The organism is Mycobacterium sp., assembly GCF_035633495.1.
GTDB lineage: Bacteria > Actinomycetota > Actinomycetes > Mycobacteriales > Mycobacteriaceae > Mycobacterium.
The window spans coordinates 1-13,053 of record NZ_DASQEU010000004.1 but is presented as its reverse complement, the minus strand read 5'-3'; the positions used below and the strand labels follow the sequence as shown (position 1 = coordinate 13,053).

The 13,053-nt window shown below is 67.3% G+C and carries 8 protein-coding genes and 1 tRNA gene; 4 read left to right on the top strand and 5 right to left on the bottom strand.

Annotation, left to right across the window (positions count from 1 at the left end):
* Positions 1–91: 91 nt before the first annotated feature.
* The 4 genes from VET27_RS00660 to VET27_RS00645 all read left to right on the top strand — a co-directional run bounded on the left by VET27_RS00660 (position 92) and on the right by VET27_RS00645 (position 6,676).
* Positions 92–165 (top strand) — tRNA-Arg (locus VET27_RS00660).
* A gap of 1,599 nt (positions 166–1,764) precedes the next feature.
* Positions 1,765–4,158 (top strand): heavy metal translocating P-type ATPase, encoded by a 2,394-nt coding sequence (locus VET27_RS00655; protein WP_526514463.1) that lies wholly within the window; start codon positions 1,765–1,767, stop codon positions 4,156–4,158.
* 142 nt (positions 4,159–4,300) lie between these two features.
* Positions 4,301–5,158, top strand: coding sequence for a phosphatase PAP2 family protein (locus VET27_RS00650; RefSeq protein WP_526514462.1), 858 nt, complete (start codon positions 4,301–4,303; stop codon positions 5,156–5,158).
* 171 nt (positions 5,159–5,329) lie between these two features.
* Positions 5,330–6,676, top strand: a complete 1,347-nt coding sequence (locus tag VET27_RS00645; RefSeq protein ID WP_526514461.1) for a nitroreductase/quinone reductase family protein — start codon at positions 5,330–5,332, stop codon at positions 6,674–6,676.
* 114 nt (positions 6,677–6,790) lie between these two features.
* Here the strand turns inward: VET27_RS00645 and VET27_RS00640 are convergent, their stop codons facing one another.
* From VET27_RS00640 to VET27_RS00620, 5 genes are all read right to left on the bottom strand, one after another.
* A complete protein-coding gene (locus VET27_RS00640) occupies positions 6,791–9,124 on the bottom strand; it encodes an ABC transporter permease (protein ID WP_526514460.1) in 2,334 nt (777 codons plus the stop codon).
* Positions 9,118–9,885, bottom strand: a complete 768-nt coding sequence (locus VET27_RS00635) for an ABC transporter ATP-binding protein (RefSeq protein ID WP_526514459.1) — start codon at positions 9,883–9,885, stop codon at positions 9,118–9,120. The genes VET27_RS00640 and VET27_RS00635 overlap by 7 nt, the downstream gene beginning before the upstream one ends.
* A 287-nt stretch (positions 9,886–10,172) precedes the next feature.
* Positions 10,173–10,562, bottom strand: a complete 390-nt coding sequence (locus VET27_RS00630; RefSeq protein WP_526514458.1) for a hypothetical protein — start codon at positions 10,560–10,562, stop codon at positions 10,173–10,175.
* A gap of 65 nt (positions 10,563–10,627) precedes the next feature.
* Complete coding sequence (locus VET27_RS00625; RefSeq protein ID WP_526514457.1) at positions 10,628–11,275, bottom strand: AI-2E family transporter; 648 nt, start codon at positions 11,273–11,275, stop codon at positions 10,628–10,630.
* A gap of 290 nt (positions 11,276–11,565) precedes the next feature.
* On the bottom strand, positions 11,566–12,354 hold the full coding sequence (locus VET27_RS00620; protein ID WP_526514456.1) for a transglutaminase-like domain-containing protein: 789 nt from the start codon (positions 12,352–12,354) through the stop codon (positions 11,566–11,568).
* Positions 12,355–13,053 lie beyond the last annotated feature (699 nt).

Sequence of the window (13,053 nt, the reverse complement as noted above, 5' to 3'; positions counted from 1 at the left end):
CACGCTAGTCCGCTGCCAGATACGGCGGGTCGCAATACCCGTGTTGTGCGGCGGTTGCCAGATCTGACGGGAGATACACTCTCCGGGCGCTGCCTCCGTAGCTCAGTCGGATAGAGCAAGGGCCTTCTAATCCCTAGGTCGCAGGTTCGATTCCTGCCGGGGGCGCTGGTCAGAGTGGGTATTTAGCCGTGCTCTGCATCGTCGGTCGCCGTTTGTTCGTCGGTTATGTCGGACCTGAGTCGGCGGTGACGGCTCTGTCCGGCAGGTCTGCCACCTGGTTGTGCACCCGGCCGCGGATCATGTGGCGGTCCTGCGTCATCGACACCTTGGCATGCCCGAGGTGGTCGGCCCCGATGCGGGCCGACGTCCGGCACACCCAACTCGTCGCGGGTCTTGCGCCACTGCCCGGCGAAGTTGTCGGGGTCGCGCCGACGACTCCCCCACCTTGACGCCGCCCAAGAACTTGGCCAGCTTGCTGGCGTCGTAGCGGTAGGTGTCTAGCGTCCGGGCCGAACGGTCGTCCTCGGCTAGGCGCACTATGTGTTGGTCGACCAACGTCATCACTAACGTGTCGAGACCGATTGTGTCCGACCCGGATGGCGGACGACGATCGGCGAGTGCCTCTATTAAGGCGTCCGACGCGAGCTTGCCGTACTTGTCGTGCTCATCGGGCGGCCCGAGTCGCTGGACTCGACGCGTCACACCATCTGAGTCGCGAAACCGACACTGCGCCAACCACAGTCCGCCGCCGAGATAACTCCGCGTAATCTTGACGTGCTGCCCTATGCGCAGCGACGGCCTGCCCGCCACGGGCTAACCCTGTCCTCGCTAGCGGGGCATCGCCCGCCGAGGCTTCCACACGTAAATCATCCACCAATGATGCTCACGCAGGGCTGCGCGTGTCCTCGGCGAATTGCTAGCATTCCCAGACGATTACGTCGCCCCAGCCGATACCGAACATGCCGCCCGAACTTGGCGTACCGCGGGACAGTTCCCTTAGAGGCCCACTCAGCCGGGGACGTCCTTCCAATCGGATCGTCGGCTGCTCGCCGGAATGAGGGATGAAGGCTTCCCTGGCGGTGTCGGCGCTACGGGACGCAATCGCGACCGATTCTGCTGCACCCCCGGTGAGTTGAGCGTGTTGAACGCAGTCAGGAGGGCCACCAGTTGATAGCGGGCGATTGACCCGATCAGCTGAAATCCCGCCATTCCGGCTTCGCGATCAGAATGCGGAGCTCGTTGACTGCCACGCAACCTGCGCGAGGACTGACGTGACGACGGAATCGACTCTGCCGGGGTGATCGCTTCGACTCGGCACGATCGACCACGGCCCCTACGACGTGCGAGGCCCCGGATCAACTGATCCGCATCTAGCTCTTTCCGTCGCGGGAACGCCGCGAACCACGAGAAGGTGCGGAGCTGAGAAACCGCGTTGGGCGGCAAAGTGATTACGGCCGTTCGACCGTGAGGATGGTGACCAACGGCTCTCGACCAACCGGCACCCGACTTCTAACGTCAGGGGCAGCAATCGGCTTACGTTCGCCTGCGAGGTGAGCTCGGCGCACCTAGCGGCTGGGAAAATTCGATGAGTGTTGCCGAGGGAAGCGAGATATCCAGTGCGAGAACCAATCCCGATGTCGATATCGGCGGGCAGTAGGGAACGGCAATGAGCGCAGGTGTCCAAATCGGGTTAGATCAAGCGCGCGGTGGTCGACGCTTCGCCGAATACCGCCGTCAGCGTGGCGTCGACGGCCGGAGTGCGGGGTGACCGACTCACGGCCGACCGCCCAGACCTCGTTGCAGCGGTTGAGGTCGCTGGTTGAGCCGACCTTGCTGGTGGTCACAGTAGCGGCGCTGGGGCTCGGCGGGATCGCGTGGCTTATTGGGTGGCGTGCGGTGGCCGACGGGTGTTGGGTCGCGGGCACGCTGACCGCCGTGGTGCCCGCGCTGGTCTGGGTGGTCGTCGCGTTGCGCAAGGGCCGGGCCGGGGTGGATCTGCTTGCGGTGTTGTCGCTGGTGGGCACGCTGTGGGTGGGCGAGTACGTGGCCGGCGCGTTGATCGCAGTGATGCTGTCGACCGGGCGCGCCCTGGATGCGGCGGCGCAGCGGCGTGCCTCCCATGATTTGCGGGCATTGCTCGAGCATGCGCCTCGTTTCGCCCGGCGGCGGGTCGGTGACGCGGTGAGCGTGATCCCGTTGGGCGAGGTCGCGGTGGGGGATCTGCTGGTGGTGGGTCCCGGCGAGGTGGTGCCGGTGGACGGGCGGATCGAGGGCGCGGTCGCGATCCTCGATGAGTCGATCCTCACCGGTGAACCGCTGCAGGTCGAACGCGCGGTCGGTGAGCCGGTGCGCAGCGGCGTGGTCAACGCCGCCACCGCATTCGAGATCCGCGCGACGGCCACCGCCGAGCACAGCACCTACGCCGGGATTGTGCGGTTGGCGCAGCAGGCGGGCGCCGAGAGCGCACCGATCGTTCGGTTGGCCGACCGCTACGCCGCATGGTTTTTGCCGTTGGCTCTCGTGGTGGCGGGCGTGGCGTGGTTGGCCAGCGGGTCGGCGGTGCGGGCGGTGGCGGTGCTGGTGGTGGCGACGCCGTGTCCGTTGCTACTCGCCGCGCCGGTGGCGATCGTGTCCGGATTGTCACGGGCCTCTCGGCTAGGTGTCGTTATTCGTAGTGGCGGTGCCCTGGAGAACCTCGGCCACGCGACGACGCTCGTGATGGACAAGACCGGCACCCTCACCGCCGGTCGCCCGGTCGTCGTCGACGTCCTGGCCGCACCTGGTCGCGACAGCACCGAGATCTTGCGGCTGGCCGCGTCGGTGGACCAGATGTCCCCCCACGTGCTGGCCGAGGCGATCGTCACCGAAGCCCTCGCCCGGAACCTGTCGCTGTCGTTGCCCGTCGACATGGTCGAGCAGCCCGGCCGAGGCGTGACCGCCACGGTCGACGGCGCCAGGGTTGCGGTGGGCAAACTCAACGGCGCAGCGTCCGACGCGGGGTGGGCCCGCGCGGCGGTCAACCGGGCGAGCCTCGACACCGCCGCGATCGCCTGGGTCAACGTCGACGATGCGGCGATCGGCGCGGTGCTGTTACGAGACCCGTTGCGCCGCACAGCCCCCCGAACAGTACGACGGCTGCGCGCCGCCGGATTGAACCGATTGGTCATGCTCACCGGCGACCGCGCGGCGCCCGCACGGGAGGTCGCCACCGTCTTGGGCTTGGACGAGGTGTACTCCGACCAGAGCCCGGCTGACAAGGTGGCTGCCGTGCGGGCCGAACGGGAACGCGCCGTGACCGTGATGGTCGGCGACGGCGTCAACGACGCCCCCGCGCTCGCCGCGGCCACCGTCGGTGTCGCGATGGGCGCCCGGGGTGCGACCGCTTCCTCGGAGGCCGCCGACATCGTGTTGACGACCGACCGGTTGGACCGGCTTGCCGATGCGATGGATGTCGCACGCTGGTCGAGGCGCATCGCGGTGCAAAGCGCGGTGGTCGGTATGGTGCTGTCCCTGCTGGCAATGGGTGTTGCTGCCCTCGGCTGGCTGCCACCCGCGGCGGGGGCGTTGCTTCAGGAAGGCATCGACGTCGCGGTGATCCTCAACGCCCTGCGCGCGCTGCGGGGCAACCCCGCCGCCGGGGTCGAGCTGCCGCAGGAAACCGAAGAGATGCTGCGCCGCTTCTCCGGCGAACACGACGAGCTACGCGACGCGCTGACGCTGCTGCGTGATGCCGCCGATCAACTTGCCACTGGGCCGGGCAAACCGGCGATGGATGCATTGGACCGTGCCCAGAGCTTCCTTACCGAGCGACTGTTGCCGCACGAGAACGCTGAGCAGACCGAGCTCTACCCGGCATTGGCCACGCCGTTGGGCAGCGTTGAAGTCACCGCCACGATGAGCAGAACCCACGCCGAGATCCAACGGCTGACCGATCGGATCGGCAACCACCTCGCACTGGCTCAGAGCGCCGGCGACATCCAGCCCGACCAGATCGACGATCTGCGCGCCTGCCTCTACGGGCTGTATGCGTTGCTGCGCCTGCACTTCCTGCAAGAAGAAGAGAACTACTTCACGCTCGCCGACACCGAGCGTCCCGACACGGTCGAAACCCAGCACGCGCCAGGCCGACACGACACCCAACGACCCGTAGGGCCGTGACCGAATCCGCGACCGGCACACGTCCGCGGCAGCGGGCTCGGTCCGGGGGTTTGCTTCGGCCGGACCGAATGTGGTGGGCGTTTGATCGGCCGCGACCGGCCCCGCACCATCGCATCTGGGCGATCGCCCACAGGATTAATCCGTGGGACCGGTAAGCGCGGCCCTGATCGCGACGTTCGCAGCGGTGGCCGTGACCGCGCTGTGGCTGGCCTACAACGAACGTCGCGTGCGGAGCGTCGTCAGTGCGGTGTGGCGGGCAGTGGTGCGCTGGACCTGCGTCCATATCGGCGAACGCTTACCGGCGTGCTTTCCCGAGCGCCGATTTGGTGTGGGTCAGGCCGGGCTGCTCACGCTGGTCGGGGGACTGATCGCGCTGTGCGGGCTCGCGGTCGTATTCGCCAAACTTCTCGACAGCGTGTTGGAGGGTGACGGGATCGCGCGCGTAGACCGGCCACTGTCGGGTTGGCTGGCTGCCCACCGCGAGCCGGTACTGACGGTGGTGATGCGGGCGCTTACCGAGTTGGGTAGCCCGGTGGGACTGGCTGTGGTGACAGCAGTGGTGTGTGTAGCGATAGCCTGGCGGACCCGCTCGCGATTGCCGGTCCTGCTAGCCATTCTGGGCTTCAGCGGGGTCGGTGTTGCCGTAACGGTGGTGAAACTCGTGGTCGCCAGGCACCGCCCACCGATGCCTTACGCGGCAATCAACGCCGACGGGTACTCGTTTCCGTCCGGGCACGCCACCGGCATGACCGTCTGGGCGCTGGTAGCGGGCTGGATGATCAGCCATTGGATCGTCCGGTCCTGGAACATCCGCGTGGCCGTATGGACCGCAGTACCCGTGATCATCGGCGGCGTCGGATTCACCCGGATCTACCTGGGGGTCCACTATCTCAGCGATGTGATCGCGGGTTGGGTGTTGGGAGCCGCCTGGGCCGGTGTGCTCGTAGCTTGCGCACTGCTGTGGGAACATGCCCGCGACGGGTCAGGTGGTCACCGGTGATCGCTCGCCGCCGGCCATTCAAAGGGGTGGCGCCGAGAACTCGAGAGCCGCGAGGAAACCCACGCCACCAGACGGAATTCGGCCGGAGTCCACCGCGGTGGGGCTGCCGGGCGCATCCTGGGTGTGCGCCGGTGACGGCGCGGGTGGTGTTGGTCCGGAGGATGTGATGCGGTGGGTGGCACGGCCAAGCGGGAGCGCGGGCTGACCAAGCGGGTCGCCAGCGCGATGACCACGGGTGGCCCACACCCGCGAGCGGTACGGCTGGGTAGCCGGCTGCACCTGTGGATGCTCCGTCGCTTCGGCGGGGCCGGGTTCTTGGCCCGGGATGTTCTGGTGTTGACCACCACGGGCCGTCGTAGCGGCGAGGCGCGGTCCACGCCGCTGTACTACGTGCACCGCGGTGACGGAGCTGATCTGAGGTACTGGGTGGCCGCGTCGTTCGCCGGCCGGGATGCCCCACCCGCCTGGTACCTGAACCTGATCGCCGACCCGCAGGTCGATGTCCAGGTCGGTGGCCGCCGGATCGCGTGCCACGCCCGGGTACTGGAACCTGTTGAGGCGCAGGCGGTGTGGCCGCGGTTGGACGCCACCTACCGGCCGTTCGCCCGCTACCGCCGGCGCACCGACCGGGTGATCCCGGTGATCGAGCTGACACCGGTGAACCCAGCTGTGAGCAGCGGATCCACCGCTGCGGGTGCACGGCCAGCACGCCGGACAGCAGGACCCCCGATCAGCCGCACAGCCTCAACGGGGCGCAGCCCAGCCTCACCCGAGCCGGACCCAGCCCGGCCGGGCAAGGCCGAACCCCGTCGGGTCGAGCAACTGGCGGCGCGATTGGGCGATGCCCGGTCCGGGCGCGTGGTGCTGGTCTCGCATTGCCTGCTCAACGAGAACACCCGCTATCTCGGTGGCGCCTGCCGTCCGGGATGCGTGGCCGAGATCGTGGACGCCTGCGTAACTGCCGGGTTCGGGATGGTTCAGATGCCATGCCCGGAGGAGCGGGTGTGGGGTGGGGTGCTGAAACGGCATCTGCTGCGCACCTACGGGTCACCGGTCTTGAATTCGGGCTGGCTGCGCCGGATCGCGCTGCCGGTAGCGCTGGCCTACACCCGGTGGCGCTACAGACGGCTGGCGCGGGCGGTGGCCGCACAGGCCGCGGACTACCAGCGCAGCGGGCTGGACGTGGCCGCAGTGCTGGGCGTGGATGGGTCGCCCAGCTGCGGACTCGAGCAGCGTCTGGACACCGCGCGGGTGTTGGACGGGCTGGCGCATGTCGACCCGGACACCGTCACCGCCGCCGAGGTCAACGCTATCGTGCGGGGCGAAGTCAGCGCCGGACCCGGGATGTACACGCTCGCCCTGCAACGCCAGCTGCGCCGGCGCGGCCTGCAGGTGCCGTTCCTGGCTCACGACCTGATCGCCGAGCTCAACGGCGAGGACTCGGAGCCGGTGGCCGCCGCGATCACGCGACTGGGTCGCCGGCAACCCGGGCATCCGGAGTCGACCCCCTGTTCTTGACACAGTGGGCGCGGCTCGCTCTAGCGGTCTACTTCGATCCCGGTAGAACTGCAAGATCGTCTTGCCAATACCGCCGTGCTGTGTGTCCGTCGACGATTAACGCCGCGCGCCGACTCATAGTGAACGCTCGCGGACCACTTTCGCCACGTCCATCCGTCGAATAGCGCGGGTCGCGGGAACCTGGGCGAGCAGTGCGGCGATCAGGACCGCCGCCGCGACGATGAGCGGCGTGGTGGTCTGCATGTCGAGATGCCAAGTGTAGCCCTGCGTCTTATAGGTGGACATGAACCAGTCTGCGAGCAGCGCCCCGGCGCCGAGACCGAGCGGCAGGCCGACCACGACCAGCAGCAGGTTCTCGGCTGCCACCAACCGACCGAGCAGACCGGCGCCCATCCCCGCGGCCTGCAGTGTGCCGAGCTCTCCGCTGCGTTCGCCGATGTTCGCCGACATCGCGTTGTAGAGCAGGGCCGCGGCCATCACCGCGGCAAATATCAGCATCAACCCGACCAACGCGTCATACAGGGAGAACGCCTCCCGAATCGTTGTGGCGACGGAGTCGGTGGACAGGTAGGCGATCACACCGGGCATCGCGGTGACGGTTTGGCTCATCGACTCGGCCGGGGTGCCTTGGGCCAGCTTGAGCATCACCCCGGTGGCCGCAGCGGGCCCCAACTGTTGCGTCGAGATGTAGGCCACCGGGCTCATCGGCTCGTCGACAAATCCGGCCACCCGTTGCTCGATGCGGATTCCGGTCTGCCGATCGGTCACCGCGACACGGTCGCCCAAAGTGACGCCGAGGGTCTGGCGGAGGCCCTGTCCCAGCAAGACACCGTTGGCCGGCAGATGCTGCGCGGACCGGCCTGAGGTGAACCGGTGCATCTGGGTGTCGGGGGGTAGTGCCACCAACAGCGTCTCGTAGCGGGCGTTGCCGGCTTGCAGTGTGACGTCCATCCTGGTGAACGGCTCCACGGCGGTGACGCGGGGGTCGCTGCGTAGGGCGGCCGCCACGGCATCGGCGGAGCCGGGGGTGGTCAGTACTTGGGCGTCTTGGAGTTCGATGCCGCCGTACTGGCGGTTGATGACGTTGGCGACGGTGTCGCGCAGGCCGGCGAAGACCAGCACCAGGCTCACTGATATCACGACGCCGACGATGGTCAGCACCGTGCGCCGGCGGTTGCGGGTGATGCCCCGCAGTGTCATCCGCCAGCGGGCGGGGAGGCGCCGGATCGGCGGCACGAGCCGTTCCACGACACTGACTCCGCCGCGGGTGCCCGGCGGGGTTATTCGCATCGCCTCGGCCGGGCTCATGCGTGACGCGGCCCGGGCCGGGATCCATGCCGCCAGTGCCGCGGCGACCGTGCCCGCCAGGGCTCCGATGATCAAGTTCGCCGGGTGCACCGAGGTCACTCGTAGCGGCAACCCCAGCGCGTGGGTGTATTGGGTGGTGAACCAGCCGCCCAGAAAGTAGCCGCCGACCAGTCCCAGCACCGCGCTCGCCAGACCTACCGTGACGCCGTACCCGAGATAGTGGGCGCGCAGGGCGCGCCCGGACATGCCGTTGGCGGACAGGGTGCCGATCACGCCGCGTTGCGCGGCGACCAGACGGGACAGCAGCACGTAGGTGCCGGCCACGGCGGCCACCAGAAAGACCCACGGCAGCAGTCTGGCGAAGCTACCGATCGCATCGACGTCGTCCTGCAGTGCGCGATAGGACGGCTGTTCGTCACGGGTGGCAAAGCCCAGTCCGTGTGATCCCGCCAGTTGGGTTGCCGCCGTGACCAGTGCCGGGGCCGCCGCGCGATCCTGCGCGTACAGCAGCAGCTGATCAACCGGTTCGGGAACCAGTCGTTGCATGTCGGGAGCGGTCACGAACACCACACCGAAATGCTCAGGGGTAGTCATGACTTCCTGCTGGGAGCGGGCCGGCCAGAAATATTCCGTCGACAGGGCCGAACCCGACACGTGGACGCTCTGCCAGCCGGTGGGCCCGCGTAGTTCGACGGTGTCGCCGGACCGCAGGCCGTAGTGCTCGGTGAGGTGTTCTTCGGTCACGACCTGGCCGGGTACGGGCAGGTCGCCCGCCCGCAGCGCAAGCCGGGACACGGCCGGCTGCGCCCCGGCGGGCACGCTGACAGCCCGCCCGAGCAACGTGTGCCCGTTGACACGGATGGCCACGTCGCCCTGCTGGCGGACCTCGACGATCGGATTGCCGGGCAGGGCTTGCGCGGTATCGCGCAGGCCGATCGCAGCCGGTCCGGTGAGCACGGCATCGGGCAGCAACTGGGTGGCGTAGGCCCGGTCGAAGGACTGCTTGAGGTTCGCGTAGGCGTCGGTGGCCGCGACGTAGACCGCGACGCCGATAGCGATGACAAGCGCTGCGGCCAGGAACTGCCATCGCTGCCGCCATAGATCCCGGCGCAACTTGCGAAGCAGGACTCGACTTACCATTCGAGGACTTGTGCCTCGACCGGGGCCGAGACGTGTTGTTGGCGGGCGATAGTCCCCGAGTGCAGCCACACCACCCGATCGGCCATGGCCGCGATCGCCGAGTTGTGAGTCACCAGCATCACGGTGTGGTGCCCCTCACGGGCGAGGTCGCGCAGAACCGCGAGAACCTGACGGCCCGTGGCCAGGTCCAGGCTGCCGGTCGGCTCGTCGCACAGCAGCAGCGGCGGCTCCTTGACGATCGCACGCGCGATCGCCACCCGTTGCTGCTGACCGCCGGACAGTTGACCGGGGAAACGGTCGGCGACGTCGGACAGACCCACCCGCGCCAGCGCCTCGCGACTGCGCCGAGCGCAATCCGTGCCGGTGAGTTCGGCGATGATCTCCACGTTCTCCAGTGCGGTCAGGGTGGGCACCAGGTTGAAGAACTGGAACACGAACCCGACCCGATCGCGTCGATAAGCCGTACGCGCCTTGCCCTGTAGTGATGCGATGTCGGTGCCGGCCACCTCGATCCGCCCACCGGTCGGCTCTTCGATGCCGCCGACCAGGTTGAGCAAGGTGGTCTTCCCGGAGCCGGACGGACCCAGCAGGACGACGAACTCACCGGGCCAGATCTCGAGGTCCACACCCTTGAGCGCCTCAACCGCGGCCGGCCCGGAGCCGTATGTTCGTCCCACCCGCTCCAGCCGCACCGCCGGATGCCCGGATGCTGCCGCGGCCTCGGCGACAGCGGCGAGGTCAGCCCGACCGTGTCTGCTCATCAGCCCAGCCTCAAGCGTCAACCAGCCAACCAGTAGGGGACAAGGTCACCGGGCAGTGTTGCGCGGGTCCTTCCTCACCCACGCCAGCCGAGCTGACCGGAGATCGTCCGCGTGGCGCAGGGACCGGTGCGTGCACCCGACCGGTGGGAAGGTCCGGCAGGTCATCGCCGGCCCGCCCACGCCCGGACGCTCAGGCGGCCGTGGGAATGGAGGCCGGCAGCTACCATAACGGCCGGGAGCATACCCTATGGGGTATGTTCGGACGGCAACAGCTGCCGCAGGATCGTTCAGCGCGCCACAGCGAAACCGAGCCCGCCGCAGTACACGGCTTTGAGGAGCAGCAGTCCGCCGAAGGACAGACCGGAAACGCCGGCGACGTCGAGCAGCCAGAGCGCGACGGCCACGACAGCTGCGGCACCAACTCCGAGCAGCAGACCCAACCACCCGGGTCGGCCCGGCAGGCGCCGTAGCAGCCGTGGTGTCCGCGCCGCCATGCCAGTAGCAGCGATACGACTGGTGGCCAGCTCGTAATGCACGCCGCGCGCGGCGAACAGTGCGACCAACACGGACAAGATGAGTGACGTCAGCGCCATGTTGACGACGACACCGTCACTGCCCCAGAACGGCTGAAAGCCTTTCTCACGGTTCAGGACCCACTCGATGAGCGGGTTGAGCACAATGTTGGCGAGCGCGGCGGCCGTGGCCTGGTTGCGGACATAGCCGACCCGCCCGCCGGCCGCGCTCAGGTGTCCCCCGGCGGTCGGGCTGGGCGGTACAGGGCATCGCCCGACGCGAAGGCGCTGCGCCGCAGCCGGGCCAGCTCCTTGAGGTACACCTCGACCGTCTCGGGCGACGTCCGGTATTGGCGCCACCGCTCTTTCGGGCCGTCAGGGAAGGCGATGATGCCCTCCCCGTTGGCCACGCCCCCGAGAATGATTCGCGCAGCCTCCTCGGGTACGATTACACAGCCGAGCGCCGATAAGACAGCGCGGGTCGCCGACACGCTTGAGCGAAAATGTCGATTCAACCGGTTGAAGAGCGGCGCGAGCAGGTATGCCGATACCGTCGCGACAACAATGAGAATGAAGTAGCCGCGGAGAAAATACGTCCCGAGTAGCAACATCACCACCATAGAGACGGCCAGCGCCCGCTTTTGGCTGGCGGTGAGTTCGCCGATCAGCGCGGAGAACGCCTTCTGCGGCTCCTCAGCGAAGGTCGGGATGCCGTCACGTTTTCCGGTGTCCGCCGTGTCGGTGGTCGGGATGAACCCTGGCCGCACATCACCGTTCACTTCATGACCTTTGGCGTCAGTCCTAGTGGCCGCGTTTAGCTGTCGCGCATTGCTGGCGGGCCACGGCGGTGCTGACCGCTCACCGCGGTCGTCGCGCAACCGTCGAACCAGTTCGGTGCGCGAGCCCGACGTCGTCACGGTGAAGGAGCGACTCGGGGCGATCCCCCGTCATCCGAATGGCGGTCCACCCTTGTGGGCGCTGACCGATCCCGCGGCGCCGCCACTGTGCGCGGCGTGAGACTGCCGGACTCCAGCCTCGTCAGTTTGATTACCGGGATGATCCGTTTGGTACGCCGCTGATAGCGCGCAAAGGGAAAGTAGCTGGCGATCAGTTGTGGCCGGATTGCTTCGGCCTCCGCTGATGGCAATGCCGTTCGAGGACACCGACTTCACTTGCCAGGGCCTGTTGCCGGCCCCGATCGCCCTCGGGCAGCAGCGGAATGCGCGACACACGACGGCGTCGGCGGGCAACCACGGATGGATGCGACTTTCCCGTTCATCCTCTGACGGACGACATGGCGATACAGCCATTCCTTGAATCCCGAGAGGTTCGCGCCGTGCTCGGCGTAGAACGCATCGGGATCGTCGTAGCTACCGAGATCGGAGTTGACGCCGGTCATTTGAATGGCAGTGTCATCGCCTTGCCAGTCGACCGGCGGGCTTGCCAGGTCGTCGGTCCCGACGGCGTAGCCGAGAAACGCACCATGGTTCTGCGATACGAGCGCCCGGAGACCATCGAGGTAGCGGCTATCGAGGATGACGCCCTCCATCGCGACCCAGCGGCCGTCGACCAGTACCTCTGCCCAAGTGTGGATGATGTTTTTTGGCGCCATCCGATACCACAGACCGTTGACGACGCCCTTCTGCAGTCGCTTATGAATCGTCGCCCCGTGGACACGACACGGGATACCGACACCGCGCAGCAGCGCCATGAGAAGGATCGTCTTGGTGTTGCATTGCCCATAGCCATCGGCGAGGACCTGTGAGGCGGAGATCCGATCACTTATGTTGTAGCCGAATGGAATCTCATCGCGCACGAACGAATAGACTGCGCCGATGCGCCGGCCGACCGGCAGCGACCGCCAGCCGCGATCGCAGATCAACTTCCTCAGCGAGGCATGGCCATAATCGAGGAGCGCGGTCTCGGCCAGATGCTCGCTGTTATCGCGGGTAGGCACGCTCGTACTCCCTACGTTGAGAAATAGCCGATTCAATGTACGACCGGCCGGACACGCTGTAACAGAGCCAAAGGTCGTCAACGGGTGCGGTTGTGGCAAGGCCAAGAGTCCCCAGCAGGTCAGACGCGTTACGCTACCGATCGGTCGAATCCAGGCGAGCCGCATCGGCTGCCTGCGGCAGCTTCAGCGTCCCACAGCTCAATGAGGCCGCGCCGTCCGAGACAGTGACCGGGCGATCCGTCCGGTAGCCCTGAGCGCGTACAGCGCGGCACGCCGGGAAACCAGAACTGACACGGGTGCGAGGACCACGTGGCGCAGGCCGGCGCTCGTGGATCTCCACGGCTCCCGTGATGATCGTTCGCTGTTCGGCGGTGAGCCCAGGGTGACCGATCACGAGTTCACGTAACTCGTCGGGGGAAAGTTGCTCTCTACCAACGCTGGGATCGCCCCCGAACAGCCGAACGACGATGTCGGTTGCCTGGCCGAGCAGCCAAACCACCGGTCGCGACATCGGGTCGTGTCCCAGCCACGGTGTAAATGACGACGGACGTAGGTTCCTTCGAGAGCTACCAACTCAGAGAAGGAAGGACTACGCCCGTGTCAGTACGAGTATCACCCACCGAGAAGATCCGTGGCGAGATCGACGCCTTGTTCGACGGCTCGCGTGAGCTGTCGGAGATCATCGAGGACGTCGCCCGC